The sequence below is a fragment of the Variovorax sp. GW822-FHT04E09 genome, from assembly GCF_058800845.1.
Genome location: NZ_JBXAMR010000003.1, coordinates 978,664 through 997,186, shown reverse-complemented (window position 1 = coordinate 997,186; position 18,523 = coordinate 978,664). Strand labels below are relative to the sequence as shown.

Annotated in this window: 15 protein-coding genes; 5 read left to right on the top strand and 10 right to left on the bottom strand. The window is 67.6% G+C overall.

Annotated features, from left to right (window positions below):
- From AC1RL8_RS17000 to AC1RL8_RS16990, 3 genes are all read right to left on the bottom strand, one after another.
- Positions 1–326: ABC transporter permease (locus AC1RL8_RS17000; RefSeq protein ID WP_492686131.1), on the bottom strand; the 326-nt coding region annotated here is incomplete at its 3' end.
- Between the two features lie 3 nt (positions 327–329).
- Positions 330–1,271, bottom strand: coding sequence for an ABC transporter permease (locus tag AC1RL8_RS16995; protein ID WP_492684850.1), 942 nt, complete (start codon positions 1,269–1,271; stop codon positions 330–332).
- 9 nt (positions 1,272–1,280) lie between these two features.
- The gene (locus tag AC1RL8_RS16990) at positions 1,281–2,861 is read right to left on the bottom strand and encodes an ABC transporter substrate-binding protein (RefSeq protein WP_492684849.1); all 1,581 of its coding nucleotides are present in this window, start codon (positions 2,859–2,861) and stop codon (positions 1,281–1,283) included.
- Between the two features lie 228 nt (positions 2,862–3,089).
- Between AC1RL8_RS16990 and AC1RL8_RS16985 the strand changes: the two genes are divergently transcribed.
- The 4 genes from AC1RL8_RS16985 to AC1RL8_RS16970 are packed head-to-tail and all read left to right on the top strand — an operon-like array spanning position 3,090 to position 10,576.
- Positions 3,090–7,826: an Ig-like domain-containing protein gene (locus tag AC1RL8_RS16985; protein ID WP_492684848.1), complete on the top strand. Its 4,737-nt coding sequence runs from the start codon at positions 3,090–3,092 to the stop codon at positions 7,824–7,826.
- Between the two features lie 52 nt (positions 7,827–7,878).
- The gene (gene cnbZ, locus AC1RL8_RS16980; protein ID WP_070061924.1) at positions 7,879–8,631 is read left to right on the top strand and encodes a 2-amino-5-chloromuconate deaminase CnbZ; all 753 of its coding nucleotides are present in this window, start codon (positions 7,879–7,881) and stop codon (positions 8,629–8,631) included.
- A gap of 38 nt (positions 8,632–8,669) precedes the next feature.
- On the top strand, positions 8,670–9,701 hold the full coding sequence (locus AC1RL8_RS16975) for a TRAP transporter substrate-binding protein (protein ID WP_390348697.1): 1,032 nt from the start codon (positions 8,670–8,672) through the stop codon (positions 9,699–9,701).
- A gap of 29 nt (positions 9,702–9,730) precedes the next feature.
- Positions 9,731–10,576: a fumarylacetoacetate hydrolase family protein gene (locus AC1RL8_RS16970; protein WP_492684847.1), complete on the top strand. Its 846-nt coding sequence runs from the start codon at positions 9,731–9,733 to the stop codon at positions 10,574–10,576.
- A 56-nt stretch (positions 10,577–10,632) separates the two neighbouring features.
- Here AC1RL8_RS16970 and AC1RL8_RS16965 read toward each other — a convergent pair whose 3' ends face one another.
- Positions 10,633–11,103 carry a hypothetical protein gene (locus AC1RL8_RS16965; protein WP_492684846.1) on the bottom strand — a complete coding sequence of 157 codons (471 nt, stop codon included), beginning with the start codon at positions 11,101–11,103 and terminating at the stop codon, positions 10,633–10,635.
- Between the two features lie 5 nt (positions 11,104–11,108).
- On the bottom strand, positions 11,109–11,378 hold the full coding sequence (locus AC1RL8_RS16960; RefSeq protein ID WP_095746723.1) for a hypothetical protein: 270 nt from the start codon (positions 11,376–11,378) through the stop codon (positions 11,109–11,111).
- 304 nt (positions 11,379–11,682) lie between these two features.
- On the opposite strand from AC1RL8_RS16960, the gene AC1RL8_RS16955 reads away from it, so the two are divergent.
- A complete protein-coding gene (locus AC1RL8_RS16955) occupies positions 11,683–13,896 on the top strand; it encodes a TonB-dependent receptor domain-containing protein (protein WP_492684845.1) in 2,214 nt (737 codons plus the stop codon).
- Positions 13,897–13,929: 33 nt separating this feature from the next.
- Here the strand turns inward: AC1RL8_RS16955 and lhpI are convergent, their stop codons facing one another.
- From lhpI to rtcR, 5 genes are read right to left on the bottom strand one after another with little or no spacing between them, the layout of a single operon-like run.
- On the bottom strand, positions 13,930–14,880 hold the full coding sequence (gene lhpI / locus AC1RL8_RS16950; protein WP_492684844.1) for a bifunctional Delta(1)-pyrroline-2-carboxylate/Delta(1)-piperideine-2-carboxylate reductase: 951 nt from the start codon (positions 14,878–14,880) through the stop codon (positions 13,930–13,932).
- On the bottom strand, positions 14,877–15,746 hold the full coding sequence (locus AC1RL8_RS16945; protein WP_492684843.1) for an alpha/beta hydrolase: 870 nt from the start codon (positions 15,744–15,746) through the stop codon (positions 14,877–14,879). The genes lhpI and AC1RL8_RS16945 overlap by 4 nt, the downstream gene beginning before the upstream one ends.
- Positions 15,743–16,315: a 3'-5' exonuclease family protein gene (locus AC1RL8_RS16940; RefSeq protein WP_159272961.1), complete on the bottom strand. Its 573-nt coding sequence runs from the start codon at positions 16,313–16,315 to the stop codon at positions 15,743–15,745. The genes AC1RL8_RS16945 and AC1RL8_RS16940 overlap by 4 nt, the downstream gene beginning before the upstream one ends.
- Positions 16,312–16,851 carry a 2'-5' RNA ligase family protein gene (locus AC1RL8_RS16935; protein WP_492684842.1) on the bottom strand — a complete coding sequence of 180 codons (540 nt, stop codon included), beginning with the start codon at positions 16,849–16,851 and terminating at the stop codon, positions 16,312–16,314. Before AC1RL8_RS16935 ends, AC1RL8_RS16940 begins: the two co-directional genes overlap by 4 nt.
- Before the next feature lie 23 nt (positions 16,852–16,874).
- A complete protein-coding gene (rtcR, locus tag AC1RL8_RS16930; protein WP_492684841.1) occupies positions 16,875–18,494 on the bottom strand; it encodes an RNA repair transcriptional activator RtcR in 1,620 nt (539 codons plus the stop codon).
- Positions 18,495–18,523: the final 29 nt, after the last annotated feature.

Below are 18,523 nucleotides of genomic sequence, written 5' to 3'. Positions count from 1 at the left end.
GCGTCGAGGCGGCGGAAGAAGCCTGCCATCAAACCCAGCACGGTGCCGGCGATCACCGCGCCCAAGGCCGTGAGCGCCGCAATGGCCAGCGAGTAACGGGCACCGTGCACGATGCGCGAATACATGTCGCGCCCGAGTTCGTCGGTTCCGAGCAGGTGTTCGGCACTGGGCGCCTTCAGGCGCTGCAGCACCGCTGTGTCGTTGGGGTCGGCCGAGGCAACCAGCGGCGCGCCGATGGCCATGATGGCAATCACCAGAAGCACCAGGGCGGACACCATCACGATGCGGCGGTGCATCAGCTGGCGGAGCATTCGAGGCATGCGCATCGTTCAGACCTTCACGCGCGGATCGACGACGGCATACAGCAGGTCGATCGAGAAATTGATGAGCACGTAGATCGCGGCAATCACGAGCAGCGCCCCCTGGATGACCGGGTAGTCGCGCCGCAGCACGGCGTTGACCACCAAGTTGCCCACGCCGGGCAGGCCGAACACGGTCTCGGTGATGACGGCGCCGCCGATCATGAGTGCGACCGTGAGGCCGATCACCGTGACGATGGGCACCAATGCGTTGCGCAGCGCGTGCTTCAAGACGACGGTGCTCTCGCTCAGGCCTTTAGAACGTGCGGTGCGCACGTAGTCTTCGCCGAGCACGTCGAGCATCGAGGCGCGCGTGAAGCGGATGATGAGCGCGGAGTTCAGCAGGCCCAGCACGGTGGCCGGCAGCACCAGTGCATGCAGCCGTTCGGCGAAGGGCGCATCGGGCGCGCCGTAGCCCGACACCGGGAACCACCCGAAGGACACCGCGAAGATCTGGATCAGCACGATGCCCAGCCAGAAGCTGGGGATGCTGGCACCCAGCATCGCGATGCCGGTGAAGAACTGGTCGACCGCGCGGCCGCGGAACACGGCCGAGACGATGCCGCAGGGCACGCCGATGAGCGCGGCGATGGCCACCGCCAGCAGCGCCAGCAAGGTGGTGGGCTCGGCGCGCTCCCACAGTGCCTGCGTGACTGGGCGCTGCAGGAAGATCGAGGTGCCCAGGTTGCCCTGCAGCACTTCGCGCAGCCAGTAGCCGAACTGCACGGGCAGGGGTTTATCCAGCCCGTAGTCCTTCTGCACGCGGGCGATGTCGGCGGCGGTGGCCTGGTCGCCCAGCAGCACGGAGATGGGGTCGCCCGAGGCGGCGCGCGTGAGCACGAAGACCAGCACGGCCACCAGCGCCAGCACGATGAGCATGCCGGCGAAGCGCGAGGCAATGAAACGGAACAAGCGCGCCTCCTACTTGATCTTCACATTCCAGAAGAAGGGCCAGTTCGTGGGTTGGTAGTTGTCCAGTGCCGGGCTCTTGGCCGAGAGCGCGTTGAACTTGCCGACGCTGATGTACGGCACCTCGTCGTACACCACCTGCTGCACCTTGCCCCACAGTGCGCCGCGCTTGGCCGGGTCGCTCTCGGTGTTGAAGGCGCTGAGCGAGGCCTTCTTGGCAGGCGAGTCCCACCAGCCTGGTGCACCGTCGCCCAGTTGCGGTGGCGACAGCATGGGCTCGGGGAACAGCCCCGAATGGGTGATGAAGATTTCCCACAGCCGCGGGTCGTTGCGGCGCTGGGTGAGCGTGGCCCAGTCGACCACGTTGAGGTCGACCTTGAAGCCGGCGCGCTTGAGCTGCTCGGCCATCAAGAGCGACATGTTGTAGTGGAAGTCGTACTGGCGACTGGTCAGAACGCGGATGGGCTCGCCCTTGTAGCCGGCCTTGGCGGCGGCGTCTTTGGCCTTGGTGGCGTTGCGCTGGTTGTACTGGTCGGTGCCCGCCGCCGAGTAGAACGGCGAACTCTTGGGGAAGTGGTTCGCTTCCGCGATGAAGAAGCGCGTGTCGCCGAAGCCGGCCGCGAGCATCTCGCCCTGGCCCATCGCCGTCTGCAGGGCCTGGCGCACGGCCTGGCTGGCGAGCGGGCCTTCCTTGGTGTTGAAGACCACCAGCGGAAAACCGAAAGCGGGCGTGATGATCGGCAGCGTCTTGCCACTGGCCTTCTCCAGGCGCGGCAGCGCTTCCACCGGCAGCAGGTCGGCAAAGTCGTACTGGCCGGCCAGCGCGCCTTCGACGCGGGTGCTGGCGTTGGGCACGGGCACGAAGCGCAGCTCTTCAATGGCGGCTTCACGCTTGCCGCCATAGCCGCTCGCGGGCTCCTTGCGCGCGGCGTACTTGTCGAAGCGCGTGAGCAGCACGAACTGGTCGGGGCGGCGCTCCTTGAACTTGTAGGGGCCGGTGCCGACGAAGTCCTTCAGCGGCGAGGCCATCGATTCCTTGGCCATCATCGCGGCGGTGCCATTGCTGGGCAAAGCCAGTTGCGACAGCAGCGGCGCATACGGCGCCTTCAGCACGATCTCCACGCCCTGCGGGCCCTTGGCCTTGAGGCTCTCGATTTCCTTGCCTACGGCCTTGCCGCGCGGCGACTGGTCCATCCAGCGCTGCAGGCTGGCGACCACGTCGTCGGCCGTGAGCTCGCGCCCGTTGTGCAGCGCCACGCCCTTGCGCAGCGTGATGGCGTAGGTCTTGCCGTCTGCGGAGATCTTGGGCATCGTCTCGGCCAGCATCGGCACCACGTTCCACTTGGCGTCGAAGGTGTACAGCGTCTCGTACACGTGCTGCATGATGGTTCCGACCAGATCGGCCGTGGAGGCCATCGGGTCGAGCGTCTGCGGCTCGGCCACCATCGCCAGCGTGGCGAAGTTGCGCGGGCCCTGCGCATGCGCTTCATGGTGGGGCAGCGTGGTGCACAGCACCGCGAGCAGCGAAGCGCCCAGCAGGCTGCGCTTGGACAGGCGGGGCAGGCGCTGGACAACAAGACCGGCGTGAGACATGGGGTGTTCCTTCATGGGCGATCGGTGGGCAATGAATTCACTTTTTTCAGGCCCGAACTTTGAAGCACAACCTATGCCAAAACATCACCATTTACCCTGAGCAATGATCTAAATATTCGAACCCTCCCTTCGAAATTCAATGCCGTTCTCGCACGCATCCGCTGCTAGATTCCGGTCGAATCTTTTCCCACCGAAAGATGGCGTCCGATCGAATTTGCGAGGATGAAAATGAGCACCAAGAAAGTTCTTGCGGTAGGTTTTCTTTTCGGCTGTGCGTTGTTGACGCATGCGGCGATCACCGGCGTGAACCCCCTGGACACGATCAGGAAGGCCGCCACCGGCATGGCCTCCGCGGCCGCTGACCTGGTGGCCGATCCCTTGCCGTTGCAGGGCCCCGGACTGGGCAACCTGACCTACACGCAGGCCGAGCTGTTCAAGCCCATCTCGATGATCAAGGAGGAGGTCGACACCGGCGTCGGCGCCGGCACCGGCGCCGACGTGCCGAAGATCCCCGGTGGCAGCGTGACGCACCCCACCGCCGGGTACACCAAGTACCACTACGGCCAGAACGTGGGCCTCATGATCAACGGCTACTTTCTGACGACGTTCACGCCCGACGGCGGCCTGGGCCCTGGCGGCTTCCTGCTCTACGACGTCTCCGATCCGCGCAACCTGCGGCTCGTCAAGCGCATCTACGAGCCGGACGGCCGCACCAAGGAACTGAGGGAGCCGCATTCCATCGGCATCGCCAGCATCGGCGGCAAGCAGTACGTCGCCGTGCCCAGCGTCTTCGGCGTGGAGTTCTGGGACTTCACCGACATCAACGACGTCAAGCAGGTGAAGAAGCTGGTGCTGCCCAACGTCAACAAGGGCGACTACAACAACGTGAGCTGGCAGCTGTGGTGGCAGGCGCCCTACCTGTACGTGGCGGCGGCGGAGCAGGGCGTTTTCGTCATCGACGCCACCGACCCCGCGAACGCAGTGCTCGCGAACCGCGGCGCCGGCAAGCCCAACCCGATCCCGACGGGCGAGCTCGGCGGCTTTCGCGTGGGACCGATCTTCACCATGGGCAACCACATGGTGCTGACGTCCATGACCAACACCAGCGGCTTCGCCAGCCTGGACATCTCGGATCCGCTGAATCCCAAGGTGCTCGATACCGTTGCCGGGTCCACCGCCAGCTACTACTCCACCTGCTTCGACGGCAAGAAGGTCTACGCCTCGGCGCAGGAGAGCGGCGGCAAGATGTACGGCTACGACCTGAGCGACCGCTCGCGCTTCGTGGCCGAGGACAACCGGCTGGTGATCAACCAGCAGCTGTACTGCAGCACGCAGGACCACTTCGTGTTCCAGGGCGCGCAGAACTACATCCACAAGGTCGATGTGAGCAACCCGCTCAACCACGTCGAGGTCGGGCGCGGCGGACTGTTCGCAACGACGCATCCCGATTTCTCGAGCTCCGACCACGGCCAGGTGTCGCCGTTCGGCAACCTGATCTACGTCGGCAACGACCACGGCTCGGGCAGCGGCTTCATCGTGCATGCGGTGGACCCCGACACCACCAAGCCCGAAGTGAAGCAGGTCTCGCCCGTGAACGGTGCGAAGCAGCAGGCCCTCACCTCGCGCATCGGGCTGGGCATGACCGACAGCATCCGCCCGGAGAGCGTGAACGCCAACACCTTCATCGTGCGCCCGGTGGGCGGCAACACGCTGGCGGGCACCTACAGCGTGCAGCTGGGCATCGTCAACTTCCACCCCGCCCAGCCGCTGCAGCCGGGCACCGCCTACGAGGTGTTCCTGCCCGCCAACGGCCTGAAGGACTATGCGGGCAACGCCATTGCGGCCGACTACCGCTCGACCTTCAACACCGGCAACGCCAACGACATCAACCTGATGCACCACTGGGCGCTGACCGGCAACCTCGGTGACCAGATCAGTGCCAACAACGGCACGCCCGCCACCGGCGACGCGTTCGAGAGCATCGGCCTGAACTTCGCGAACCGCACCACGGGCGTGCAGCTGAAGAACGACAGCGTGTCCACCACGCTGGGCGGCACGGCCTCGCTGAGCTTCTACATGAAGACCACGCAGGCGGGCAGTGCCAGTTCGTGGACTGCGCCCGGCATCTTCGGACGCGACCAGTCGCCGGGCACGGACGATGTGTTCTGGGGCTGGCTCGACAGCACCGGCAACATCAAGCTGTCGGTGGGCGACCACGCGGGCACGCGCTCGCAAAGCGCCGTGAACGACGGCAACTGGCACCACGTCGTGCTCACGCGCGATGCAGCTTCGGGCGCGCAGGCGGTGTACGTGGATGGCGTGAAGACCACGTCGACCGGCCCGACCGGCACCAAAGGCCTGTCGACCAAGTTCCAGCTGCTGGGGCAGATCCAGGGCAACGTCGCACTCTTCAAGGGCACGCTGGCCGAAGTGCGCGTGTACGGCCGCGTGCTCGGCGACACCGACGTGGCCGCGCTGCGGGCGCAGGCCGTGATCGGCGATCCCGGCATCGTGGGCGCACCGAAGATCGTCAACGGCCAGCTGAACTTCAACCCGGCCACGCTGGGTGCCACCGGTGCGCAGTTCCGCTGGAACTTCGGCGACGGCACGCAGAGCGCGTACGCCTCGCAACCCGGCGTCACGCACACCTACAGCAGCCCCGGCCACTACACGGTGACGCTGACGGTGAAGGCCGCGAACGGCCAGGAGACCTTCTACACCTACAACCTCACGGTGATCGCACCCGTCACGGCGGCGGCGCCGACGCACACGACCAACATCGCGGGCGATGCGAACGCGGTGTATTCGGTGAACCCCGACAGCGGCACGGTGGCCGCCATCGACGCGCAGACCTTCGCCAAGCGCTGGGAAGTGCGCGTGGGCGATGAGCCCAAGACGCTGGCCGTGGGCCCCGACGGCCGCATCTGGGTCACGGTGCAGGGCGAGGACAAGCTGGTGGCGCTCAACGCCGCCGACGGCACGCTGTCGACGACGGTGCCGCTGGCCTATGGCAGTGGTCCGTACGGCGTCGTCTTCACGCCCAACGGCACCAAGGGCCTGCTGACGCTGGAAAGCAAGTCGGCGCTGGTCAGCTTCGACCCGACCACCGGCGCCGCCACCGGCACGCTCTCCCTGGAAGGCAGCGTGCGCGGCATCGCGGTCGATGCGGGTTCGCAGTCGGCCTACGTGACGCGCTTCAAGTCGAAGATGACGGGCGGGCAGCTGCACAAGGTGAACCTGCAGAGCTTCAGCGCCGCCACGCCGATCGCGCTGGCGGTCGACACGACCACGGTCGACACCGAGGCCGCCTCGCGCGGCGTGCCCAACTACCTGAGCCAGGTGGTGATCTCGCCCGACGGCGCGCGTGCGCTCTTGCCTTCGAAGAAGGACAACATCGTGCGCGGCACCTTCCGTGACGGCCTGCCGCTGGAGCACGACAAGACCGTGCGCTCCATCCTGTCGCAGGTGAACCTGCAGACGGCCGCGGAAGTGTTCAGCGAACAGCTCGACTTCAACGACCGCGCCCCCGCGCGCGCCGCGCTGTACTCGCCGGCCGGCGACTACATCTTCGTGGCGCAGATGGAAGGCAACCGCATCGCCATCGTCGATGCCTACAACCGTTCGGTGCGCGGCGAGATCAACGCCAGCAGCGCGCCGCACGGCCTGTACCTCGATGCGGCGCGCAAGCGCCTGTACGTCAACAACTTCCTGGCGCGCTCGGTGTCGGTGCACGACGTGGCGCAGGTGCTGTCCTCGGAGTCGGCGGCCCCGGCCTTCCTGCAGAACGTGACCACCGTGGCGCAGGAGCCGATGGCCGCCGCGGCGCTGCGCGGCAAGCAGGTGTTCTACAACGCGTCCGACCGGCGCATGAGCATGAACAACTACATGTCCTGCGCGAGTTGCCATGCCGATGGCAGCGACGATGGCATGGTGTGGGACTTCACGCAGCGCGGCGAGGGCCTGCGTCGCACCATCAGCCTGCAGGGCCGTCGCGGCACGGGCCACGGCAAGCTGCACTGGACCGCCAACTTCGACGAGGTGCAGGACTTCGAGCACGACATCCGCAACGAGTTCGGCGGCACGGGCTTCCTGACCAACGCCGACTTCTCGGCCACGGGCGACCCGCTCGGCGTGCCGAAGGCCGGCCGCAATGCGCAGCTCGACGATCTCGCGGCCTACCTGAACTCGCTGAACAAGTACATGCGCAGCCCGGCCCGCGCGGCGGACGGCAACCTCAGCGTGGACGCGGTGCGCGGCCAGACCGTGTTCAACACGGCGCAGTGCGCGACCTGCCACACGGCCGGCAGCCTGCGCGACGGTCTGCGGCACGACGTGGGCACGATCCAGCTCTCGTCGGGCAAGGGCAGCAACCAGCCGCTGGCTGGCGTGGGCTTCGACACCCCGACGCTCTACGGCACCTGGAGCAACCCGAGCTTCTTCCACAACGGCCAGAAGGCCACGCTGCAGGACGTGCTCGCGGGCGGCCACGGCAATGCCTCGAGCCTGCCGGCGGCCGACCTGCTGGCACTGGGCGAATACGTGAAGTCGTTCGACACCGCACCGGCGATCGACACGCGCATCCGCTCGGAGGTCAACAACCTGTGCGTCAACGTGTCGGGCGGCTCGACGGCCAGCGGTGCCACGGTGGTGCAGTGGGCCTGCGGCAACGGTGCCAACGAGACCTTCACCGTCAACAGCAGCGGTGGCTACAGCCAGTTCGTCGCGAAGCACAGCGGCCTGTGCCTGGCGCAGGGCAACACCAACGCCGGCGGCGGCCCGGTGGTGCAGCTGGCGTGCACGGCGGGCGCGGCCACGCAATGGAGCGTGGTCGGGGCGACGCTGCGCAACCGGGTGTCTTCCGGCGCGTGCCTCGATGTGCCCGGCTCGACCACCACGCAGGGCACGGCGCTGTCCACCTACGCCTGCCATGGCGGGGCCAACCAGCGCTGGAGCCAGATTCCCTGAGCTCTTCTGCCCGTTCTCTCTTTTTTCTCTCGCTCTCCAAAAAGGAAATCACGTGTCGGCACTCCAACTCTCCCTCCCAGGCGGCTATCGGTTCATTCCGGGCGTCCAGCAGTACTCGGCTGGCGTGGCCGCCGAACCTGGGTTTCGCATCGAGCGCGTGCGCTTCCTGGAGCCCCTGCCCCTGAAGCAGGGCTTTCGTCGCATCAAGGAAATCCTGGAGGAGGCCTCGCGTCCGCTGGCCGCCTTCTGCGCGTGCGAACTGCGGTCCCCGGCACCGTTCACCGAACAGGGCTTCGTCGAGTTCAACAACCTCTACGTGGGCACCTTGAAGGAATGGGGGATCTTCATCGGCGACCTGAATCCGGTGGCGCGAAGCAACGTGTGCCCCGCGCTGTCGCCGCCGTCGGAGCCCTCGTTCCATGCCTTCAGCTACACCGTGCCCGACGCCGGGGCGGCGGCGTCGTTCGTGGTGGCGGGCAGCGCCGAAGCGCCGGAAGGCAAGGGGCACTACCGCGACCATGCCGTGCGCCTGGGCGACACCTCGCCGCCCGCCATCCTGAAGAAGGCGCAGTGGGTGCTCGACGAAATGGAACGCCGCCTGGCGTCGCTGGGCTTCACCTGGGCCAGCACCACGGGCTCGCAGCTGTACACGGTGCACGACATCCATCCTTTCATTGCCGACGAGATCGTCAAGCGCGGTGCGGCGCGGCACGGGCTGACCTGGCACTACAACCGCCCGCCGGTGGTCGACCTCGAGTACGAGATGGACTGTCGCAGCGTCCAATTCGAACGCGTCGCGGTCTGATCGCGCGCGGGTCGCCACACCTTCTCACCGAGATTCCCATGCCCAAGAAATTGCCGCATCGCCTGGCCGCCACCTGCCTCGTCCTGAGCGCGTTCCTGGCGGCCGGCCTCGCCGCTGCGCAGAACATCCAGGAGCGCACCTTCAAGTTCGCCTTCGTGAACCAGAAGGAGCATCCGCAGGGCATGGGGGCGCAGCGCTTCTCGGAGATCGTCGAGAAAAAGAGCGGCGGCAAGATGAAGGTGAAGCTCTTTCCTTCGGGCGTGCTGGGCGGCGATGCCTCGGTCATCGCCTCGCTGCAGGGCGGCACGGTGGAAATGACGATGGCGATCCCGGGCCTGCTCTCGGGCATGGCCCGGGAGTTCTCGCTGTTCGACCTGCCGTTCCTGTTCAACAACGAGAAGGAAGCCGACTTCGTGCTCGATGGCCCGGTCGGCCGCAAGCTGCTGGACAAGCTGCCCGAGAAGGGGCTGATCGGCCTCACGTACTTCGAGCACGGCTTTCGCAACGTCACCAACAGCCGGCGGCCGGTGGCGAAGATGGAAGACCTGCAGGGCCTGAAGCTGCGCGTGATGCAGATCCCCGTGATGATCGATGCCTTCCGCGCGCTGGGCGCCAACCCGTCGCCGCTGCCGTTGCCCGAGGTCTACACCGCGCTGGAGCAGAAGGCCGTCGACGGCCAGGAAAATCCGTACTCGCTGGTGGAAGCCTCGAAGTACTACGAGATCCAGAAGTACGGCTCCAACACGCGGCACGTGTTCAACCCTGTCGTGCTGCTGTTCAGCAAGAAGCGGTGGGAGCAGCTGTCGGAAGACGAACGCAAGATCCTTCTCGATGCGGCCCGGGAGACGCAGCCCTTCCAGCGCGCCGCCAACCGCGACGTCAACGCCAGGGCCGCCGAGTTCCTGAAGGGCCAGGGCATGGTGTTGACCGAGTTCCCCGCCGCCGAACGCGAGCGGCTGCGCGAGAAGCTCGCGCCGGTCACGGACAAGCATGTCAAACAGATCGATCCGGCACTGACCCAGGAACTGTTCTCCGAGCTCGGCAAGGCACGCAGCAGCGCCGCCAGATAGCCAGCCAATCAACCACCAAGGAATGACGAATGAAGCTGTTGCGTTACGGGGCCGTCGGCCAGGAAAAGCCGGCGATGCTCGACGCAGAAGGCCGCTTGCGCGACCTCTCCATGCACGTGAACGACATCGCGCACGAGGTGCTGTTACCCGCCGGCCTGGCGCGCCTCGCCGCGCTGGACCCGCAGAGCCTTCCGCTGGTGGAAGGCTCCCCGCGGATCGGCGCCTGCGTGGCCGGCTCGGGCAAGTTCATCTGCATCGGGCTCAACTACTCGGACCACGCGGCCGAGACGGGCGCCACGGTGCCGCCCGAGCCCATCGTTTTTTTGAAGGCCACCTCGGCGATCGGCGGACCGAACGACGTGCTCGAGATTCCGCGCGGCTCCACCAAGACCGATTGGGAGGTGGAACTGGGCGTGGTGATCGGCAAGACCGCGAAGTACGTCAGCGAAGCGGATGCGATGGACCACGTTGCGGGGTACTGCCTGATCAACGACGTGTCGGAGCGCGCGTTTCAAACCGAGCGCCAGGGCCAGTGGACCAAGGGCAAGTCGGCCGACACCTTCGGACCGATCGGGCCCTGGCTCGTGACGCCCGATGAAGTGCCCGACCCGCAGCAGCTGGACATGTGGCTGGAGGTCAACGGCGTGCGGCGCCAGAGCGGCTCCACGGCCACCATGGTCTACGGCGTGCGCTACCTGATCGCGTACCTCTCGCAGTTCATGAGCCTGCGCCCGGGGGACATCATTTCCACCGGAACCCCGCCCGGCGTGGGCATGGGGTTCAAGCCGCCGGTCTACCTGAAGAGTGGCGATGTCGTCACGCTGGGCATCGAAGGGTTGGGCACGCAGCGGCAGGTCGCGACACAGTTCGATTGAAGGGGAGGTGGCAGGGGGCGGCAGCGGGCCGTGAGGCGCCCGCTGCTGCCGCTGTGTCAGACCAGCGTGGCGCTCACGCCGCGTTGCACCACGGGCGCGATGCCGGCGTAGAAGAACGCCAGGCTGTCTTCCGGCCCGTTGACGGCGCGCCCGCGCACCTTGGCCATCGCGCAGACACCGACCTGTGCGCTGTCGGGGCCGATCACGAGAACGAAGGGGTTGTCGTCGTCGCCGCGCAGGTAGCGTCCGCCGAACTCGCGGCGTGCGGTTTCGAACACGTAGGCCGAGGCCAGGAAGTGCAGGTCGTCGGGCAAGGGCGCCTGCTGCTGGAAGAAGTCTTCCAGCACCTGGTCGACCAGGGCCAGCGAGGCTTCGGAGTAGTCGAGCGCCGCGCTGTCGATGGGCGCGCCGGGTTGCGAGAAGGCGCCGATGAAGTCTTCCGCCTGCGAGGCCATGCCGGCCTCGAGCGTCGACGGCATTTCTACTTCCGGCTGCTTTTTCTTCTTCAGGAAATCGAACAGTCCCATGGTGCTCAGGCCTGCACCGCGGCCGACAGTTGCCGCAGCATGGCCGACTGCCGCGCCTCTTCGGCGTCGCGCAGGCTCTTCGCGGCGCGCGCCGCAACGTAGCTGACGTACAGGGTCTCGACGGCCCGCGCCCACTCGTGCGCCTTCTGCGACACGCCTTCCGCCTTGACCGGCGAGCCGGTGGCCATCGGCGTCGACAGGTCGTCGATCGGACGGGCCGGTACGTCGACGCCGGCCTTCCCGAGGATCACGGCTTTCTGAAGGATGGTGAGCATGGCGGACCTCTCTTTTTTCTTGTTCCAGAGTAACAGCGCCCTTCGCGGGCTGCCATTCGCCAGATGACGTATCCGCCCTCGAATTCAAGATGAACTTTCGGCTGACATGGGGTTTGTCACAGTGGCCGGAAGCAGGGCCTACACGAAGCGCCATCGGCCTCTCGCAATGTCCCTTCGTTGGTTCTGGATGCAAATAATATTTGTTTTCATTCTCAATAGAATTGATGCTGATCAGTTGGTACGCAACAACAACGCATCCCGAGAGCGGCCCTGTTTTTCCTGCCGTTTCCCGTGGAGTTTTTGCATGTTGTTTTCGCGTTGCGGCCGTCGGCCGCGTCCGTCGGTGCTGGCGCTGGCCGCCGCATCTCTTTTTTCTCCCGCCCTGTTCGCCCAGACGCCCGCTGAACAACAACTGCGCGAGGTCGTCGTCAGCGCGACCGGCTTCGAGCAGGAACTCAAGGACGCGCCCGCTTCCATTTCGGTGATCACGCGCCAGGAGCTGGAAACGCGCCAGTTCCGCGACCTGGCCGAGGCGCTGCAGAACGTCGAAGGCATCGACGTGGGTGGCTCGACCGGCAAGACCGGGGGCCTGGACATCTCGATCCGCGGCATGCCCAGCGACTACACGCTGATCCTCATCGACGGCCGCCGCCAGAACGTGGCCGGCGACGTGACGCCCAACGGCTTCGGCGCCGCGCACACCAGCTTCATGCCGCCGCTGGCGGCCATCGAGCGCATCGAGGTCATCCGCGGCCCGATGTCCACGCTGTACGGCTCCGACGCCATGGGCGGCGTGGTCAACATCATCACGCGCAAGGTGGCGCGCGAATGGGGCGGCCAGGTCACGATGGAAACCGGCATTCCGCAGGACAGCGAATGGGGTTCGCAGACGCGCTCCAGCGTCTACCTGAGCGGCCCCGTCGCGACCGACCTGCTGGGCCTGACCCTGCGCGGCAACATCTACCGCCGCGAAGCCGCCGACTGGGTGCTGGCCCCCGGCCAGGCGCAGCCCGCGACGGCGCGCAACCCGGCGCCCGCCGAGAGCCGCCAGCACAGCGTGGGCGGGCGCCTGATGCTCACGCCCAACCGCCAGCACGACATCTGGCTCGACGTCGAATCGGGCCGCAGCTGGTACGACAACGAAGACGGGCGCCTGGGCACGCGCGACGCCGCCGCGCCCAACCGCACCGGCAACAACCCGCCCGGCTACCTGGACGCGCTGCGCTTCAACCGCGACCAGGTCGCCATCGGCCACACCGGGCGCCTGGGCTTCGGCACGGTGGAAAGCAGCCTGATGTACACCACCACCGAAACCGTCGGCCGCACGATTCCCGGCGGCGCCATTCCGCGCAATGCCGCGGCCCGCCGCACCGTGTACTGGCTGAACGAAGCCGACCGCGGCCGCGCGCGCGAACTCAAGACCACCAACCTCGTGCTCGACAGCAAGCTCGTCGCCCCGGTGGGCGATGCCCACGTGCTCACCGTCGGTGGCCAGTGGTGGGATGCCAAGCTGGTCGACGGCCTGCTGCCGCGCTCGCAGAGCCAGACCATGTGGGCGCTGTTCGCCGAAGACGAATGGCGCCTCGCGCCCGGCCTCACCGCCACGCTGGGCGGGCGCTATGACCACCACAGCGCCTTCGGTGGCCACGTGAGCCCGCGCGGCTATCTGGTCTGGGACGCCACGCCGCAGTGGACCTTCAAGGGCGGCGTCAGCAAGGGCTTTCGTGCGCCGCGCCTGAACCAGCTGATCGACGGCATCAGCGGCGTGAGCGGCCAGGGCGCCACGCTCAACATCGGCAACCCGAACCTCAAGCCCGAGACCAGCACCAGCACCGAGCTGTCGGCGCTGTTCAACAACCAGAAGGGCCTGACCGCCTCGGCGACCCTGTTCCACAACAAGGTGAAGGACAAGATCGCCAGCGGTGGCGACTGCAGCGTGGCGCGCATCTCCAGCTGCATCGTCGACCCCACCGCCAACTACTCGGTCAACGTCGACCAGGCCAAGACCTGGGGCATGGAGCTGAGCAGCCGCGTGCAGCTCACCAAGGCCTGGGGCCTGAAGGCGGGCTACACCTGGACCGACAGCGAAGTGATCGAAGGCGGCGTGAAGAATGGCAAGCTGGCCGACACCGCGCGCCACCTGCTGCACGCGCAGCTCGACTGGAACCCCGACGCCAAGTGGCGCTTCTGGCTGCGCGGCGAATACCGCGGCAAGAGCCCGCGCTTCACCGGCGACCCCGCGCGCCTCACGGGCAACAACCTCGCGATCTACCGCGCGGTGGGTGACATCAAGGCCTACCACCTGTTCCACCTGGGCGGCTCCTACCAGGTGTCGAAGAACGTGCGCCTGAACGCCAACATCAACAACCTGTTCAACAAGGACTTCCGCAAGTTCCAGCAGGTGAACCTGGCCGGCACCTCGGCCTGGGTCAACGAGTACTTCCAGGGCGGCGCATCGGTGGCGGGCACCACGCCGGCCGGACGCACGATCTGGCTGTCGGCGAACGTGACGTTCTGACGTTGATGGCGACCGTGGCGGGTAGCGCGGGCCTCAGGGGTTCGCGCGCGCCTGCCACACCAGCGTGGCCGCGCTCAGGTCTTCGAGCGCGCTGCCCACGGCCTTGAACACCGTGCGCTCGGCATCGCCCGTGCGCCCGGGCCGCGTGCCACGGCACAGCTCGGCGAGCGTGCCCTGCACCGCGTCGGCGCGCAACGTGCCGGCGGCGATCGCGTCGAGCAGGTCACCGGCCTTCTGCAGCGCCTCGGGCGTGTCGATGAAGGTGCGGGTGCCATCGAAGCACCGCACATCGGCCTCGCGCATCGCGGGCGTGAAGCTGCCGATCAGGTCCAGGTGCGCGCCCGGTGCCAGCCATTCGCCGCGCACCAGCGGCGTGGTCGCCAGCGTGGCGCAGCTCACGATGTCGGCACCGCGCACGGCCGCTTCGAGGTCGGTGCCGGCCGCCTGCGCGTTCCATCCTTCACTGCGCCATTGCTCGGCCAGCGCCTCGGCGCCCTCAGGCCGGTGGTTCCACACCCACACCTCGTCGATGGGTCGCACGCTCGCGTGCGCGGCGGGCAGCATGCGCGCGATGCGGCCGGTGCCCAGCACCAGCAGCTTGCGCGCGTCGGTGCGGGCCAGGAACGAAGCGCCCAGCGCCGATGCGGCTGCCGTGCGCCGCGCGGTGATCTCGTTGCCGTCCATCATCGCCAGCGGCACGCCGGTGCGCGCGTCGTACAGCACGTAGGTCGCGTGCAGCCCGGGCAGGCCGCGCGCGCCGTTGCCCGGAAAGATGTTGATCGTCTTGATGCCCAGGAAGCCCGCGTCGCTCCACGCCGGCATGATCAGCACCGTGCCGCGCGTGGCCGCGTCGCCGCCGGTCTCGATGCTGTGCACGTGGCGCGGCGGCACCTGCGCCTCGGCCGCGAAGGCGGCGCGCAACGCGGGCACCAGCTGCTCGAAACCCAGGGGTGCGGCGGTGGCGGCTTCGTCGAAGTGTTTCATGGGCGGGAAGGCAGCGCCGGGGCGCTGTCGAAGAAGGTGGTGAGGGCTTGCCGGTAGGTGGTGCCGAAGCGCGGCGCCGCCATCGGTTCGAGGTGGCCGGCGCCCGGCACCTCGATCAGCTGCTTGGGTTCTTTCGCATCGGCCAGCAGGCGCTGCGAGTGGTGGTGCGGAATCACCGCATCGGCCGTGCCGTGGATCAGCAGCAGCGGGATCGGCGCGATGGCCGCGACGAACTTCGAGGCCCCGTAGTCGTCGCGCACCAGCAGGCCGGCGCCCGGCAGCTTGTCGTTGGCGATCGAGCGGTACGAATAGAAGGTCGACTCGATCGCCACCGCCTTCACGCCGGCCCGGTTGCCCGAGCCCACGGCCGCGATCGCGTTCGTGCCGCCCAGGCTCTGCCCGAAGACGAACAGCCGCGACGCATCGACGTCCGCGCGGGCGCGCACATGGTCGAGCGCGGCGTTCGAATCCTCGAACACGCCGCGGGGTTCGGGCTCGCCGTCCGATTCGCCATAGCCGCGGTAGTCGAACACGAAGACGTTGTAGTCCTGCGCGGGCAGCCACGCCACGAAGCGCCAGTGGCTGCTCATGTTCTGCGCGTTGCCGTGGAAGTGCACCACCGTGCCCTTCGCCGCCTTCGGGTCCGCCCGGCCCGCGGCGGGAATGAACCAGCCGCTCAGTCGCGTGCCGTCAGCGCTGGTGAAGCGCACGTTCTCGTAGTGCAGGCCCAGCGCATCGGGCGTTTCGTAGCGCACGCGGTCGGGGTAATAGAACATCGACTGCACGCAGCCGCCGAGCAGCAAGAGCGGCAGCGCGGCGAGCGGCATCCACCAGCGGCGAGCAGGTGCGGCGGTGGTGGTCGTCATGCCTGCGGTCCGCCGGCCCGCCGGCTTTCGGCGAGCATGTTGCAAAAGAGGGCGCCTTGCTCGATGGCGTCGTCCAGCGCCACGTGCGTGTGCGGCAACCCGGCATCGAACCAGCGGCGCGGCATCGCGCGCTTGGTGCTGTCGCGGTAGCCGATCTTCAGCAGGGCCATCGCAAAGCTCTTCATGTCGAGCGCCGAATGGCTGAACGGGCTCTCGCCCGCGAAGCGCATCAGGTACCAGTAGACGAACAGGAAGTCGAAGCCCGCCGGGTACGCCACGAACACCGGCCGCGCCTTCAGCCCCTTGAGCCACGCGACGTAGTTCTTCATGGCGTGCGTCGGGTCTTGCAGGTCGGTGCGGCACGCGGCCCAGGCTTCGGGCTGCGTCTGCCACCAGGCAGCCGTCTTGGGGTCGGCCTCGGCGCCGGGCAGCGTGTGCAGGTTGGCGCTGAACGTAGAAACGAGCTGCTTGTCGGCCGTGTAGGCGGCCGAGCCGAAGCTGAGCATCGAGTGCGGGCCGGGAATGGGGCCGTCGGTTTCGACGTCGGTGCTGATGTAGATCTCGGTCATGGGCGAAGGATCGTCGCGGGGGCGGTGAGGGGGAAGACATGCATGTCCATCCAGCGCCCCGACGCGTTCTCGATGAGCACGACCTCCGTGCAGCGCGCCTGCACCGGCCCCGACGCAAGCAGCCGCGCCTGCAATTCGATGGCCGCTTCTTCCGCATGCAGCGCGTTGCCATGCGCCACCGACAGATGCGGAATGATGTCGTCATGCAAGCCGTCGTACGGCGGGAAGTCGGGAAACTCTTTCACCAGCGCACGCGTCATCTCGATGAACGGCGCAGCGGGCTCCGGTGCGAGGTAGGCCGTCTCGGGAAAGCGCCCGACCTTGCCGAGCACGAACGAGAACGGCACCGTGCGTTGCAGCACCCGCCGCGCGCGGGCGAGCACCTCGTCGGTGATCAACGCCGGGTCCATGAAGGGCACGAGCAGCGTGATGTGCGCGGGCACGCCGAGTGCCACGGTGGGATCGAAGCGGCGGCGAAGGTCTGCGGCGATGGTTTCAGCCGCGGGAACCTTCACGGCGAATGCGGAGATGGGCATCGGGCGGAGGATAGCCCACGCCCTCAGGGGCGCGCATCGGCTGAAACGCGCGCCCAGTCCAGCCCCATCTTGGCCAGGTACTTGCGCAGCCGGTCCGCATCGTTGACCACGCTGCGCTGCGTCCGCGAGGCCTGGAACAGCTGACGCCCCGCCTCCGACAGGCTGCGCGCCGGCCGGCACACGCGCACCACCGCTTCGAGCTGCAGGCGGTCGAAGAGATCGAGCGCGGCGAACTTCTCTTCGCCGAGCAGTGCTTCCAGGTCGACCTCGTCGTCCGTCGCCACTGAAGCGCCCGTGCCTTCGTGCTTCCACAGCCAGCGCAGCCGCGCGATCTCCGCCTCGACCAGCGCGACGGCGATGCGCCCGCCATCGGCCAGCGTGGCAAGCCGCGTCACGCTGGCCGACAGGTCGCGGAAGTTGCCGCGCCAGATTGCCTCGCTGCTCTGCGCAAAGCGCAGGTAGGCCGTGCGCGCCTCGGCGTTGAAGCGCACCACGCGGTGGTTCTCGGCCGCGTGCAGGGCCAGCAGGTGGTCGAGGTTGGGCTCGATGTCCTCGGGCCGCTGCGCGAGGCCGGGCAGGTCGTAGGTCCAGAGGTTGATGCGCGCGAACAGGTCTTCGCGAAAGCGCCCCTGCGCCACGTCGCGGCGCAGGTCGCGGTGGGTGCCGGCGATGAGCTGGAAGTCGCTCTCCACTTCCTTGTCGGCGCCCACGGGGAAGAAGCGCTTTTCCTCGATGGCCTTGAGCAGCATCGCCTGTTCGTCGAGGCCGAGCTCGCCGATCTCGTCGAGGAACAGCGCGCCCTGGTGCGCGGTGCGCAGCAGCCCCGCGCGGTCGCTCGCTGCGCCGGTGAACGAGCCCTTCTTGTGGCCGAACAGCGTGGACGCCGCGCCGTCGCCGCGCAGCGTGGCGCAGTTCACTTCGACGAACGACCCCGTCACCTGGTGGCGCGCCTGCTTCAGCTCGAACATGCGGCGCGCCAGGAACGACTTGCCCGCGCCCGTCGGCCCCACCAGCAGGATCGGCGCGCGCGAGCGCACGGCCACACGCTCGATCTCGTCGATGAGCGCGTTGAAGCGCGCGTTGCGCGTGGCGATGCCGCTCTTCAAAAAGGCGACCGCGTCGCGCTGGTCGGCGTCGAAGCGGCGCGCAATCGGGTCGTAGCGCGACAGGTCGAGGTCGATCAGCGCGACCTTGCCGGCGTCGCCCTGGCGCTGCTTGCGCGGCGGCGAGGTCTGGGCCAGCACGCCCGGCACCACGCGCGATTCGGACAGCAGGAACATGCAGATCTGCGCCACGTGCGTGCCCGTGGTGATGTGCGTCCAGTACTGCTCGCGCTCGGGCTGGAAGGGGTAGGCGCGCGCCCAGTCGTACAGGCGCGTGTAGACCTCGCCGAAGTCCCATGGGTCTTCGAGGTCGAAGGGCACGAGGTTGACCGTGGTCTCGGGCGACACGGCGGCGATGTCGGCCTTCACCAGCTCGGCCAGCGCCGTGTGCTTGCGCGTGTGCAGCAGCTCGATGCGCGCCACCACCATGTCGTCGTGCTGCGCGAGCGAGACCGTGGGGCGCCACTTGTGCCAGCGGCCCGCGCCCTGGCCGGCATCGAGCTGGGTGCCGAGGAAACCGATGACGACGATGGGCTTCATGGATAAAAGACTAGCTGAATTTCTAGAAA

Bases quoted from the DNA above. Each gene is read 5' to 3' on its own strand.
- AC1RL8_RS16990 (WP_492684849.1), bottom strand. From the start codon at position 2,861: ATGTCTCACGCCGGTCTTGTTGTCCAGCGCCTGCCCCGCCTGTCCAAG.
- AC1RL8_RS16985 (WP_492684848.1), top strand. From the start codon at position 3,090: ATGAGCACCAAGAAAGTTCTTGCGGTAGGTTTTCTTTTCGGCTGTGCG.
- AC1RL8_RS16975 (WP_390348697.1), top strand. From the start codon at position 8,670: ATGCCCAAGAAATTGCCGCATCGCCTGGCCGCCACCTGCCTCGTCCTG.
- AC1RL8_RS16970 (WP_492684847.1), top strand. From the start codon at position 9,731: ATGAAGCTGTTGCGTTACGGGGCCGTCGGCCAGGAAAAGCCGGCGATG.
- AC1RL8_RS16965 (WP_492684846.1), bottom strand. From the start codon at position 11,103: ATGGGACTGTTCGATTTCCTGAAGAAGAAAAAGCAGCCGGAAGTAGAA.
- AC1RL8_RS16960 (WP_095746723.1), bottom strand. From the start codon at position 11,378: ATGCTCACCATCCTTCAGAAAGCCGTGATCCTCGGGAAGGCCGGCGTC.
- AC1RL8_RS16955 (WP_492684845.1), top strand. From the start codon at position 11,683: ATGTTGTTTTCGCGTTGCGGCCGTCGGCCGCGTCCGTCGGTGCTGGCG.
- lhpI (WP_492684844.1), bottom strand. From the start codon at position 14,880: ATGAAACACTTCGACGAAGCCGCCACCGCCGCACCCCTGGGTTTCGAG.
- AC1RL8_RS16945 (WP_492684843.1), bottom strand. From the start codon at position 15,746: ATGACGACCACCACCGCCGCACCTGCTCGCCGCTGGTGGATGCCGCTC.
- AC1RL8_RS16940 (WP_159272961.1), bottom strand. From the start codon at position 16,315: ATGACCGAGATCTACATCAGCACCGACGTCGAAACCGACGGCCCCATT.
- AC1RL8_RS16935 (WP_492684842.1), bottom strand. From the start codon at position 16,851: ATGCCCATCTCCGCATTCGCCGTGAAGGTTCCCGCGGCTGAAACCATC.
- rtcR (WP_492684841.1), bottom strand. From the start codon at position 18,494: ATGAAGCCCATCGTCGTCATCGGTTTCCTCGGCACCCAGCTCGATGCC.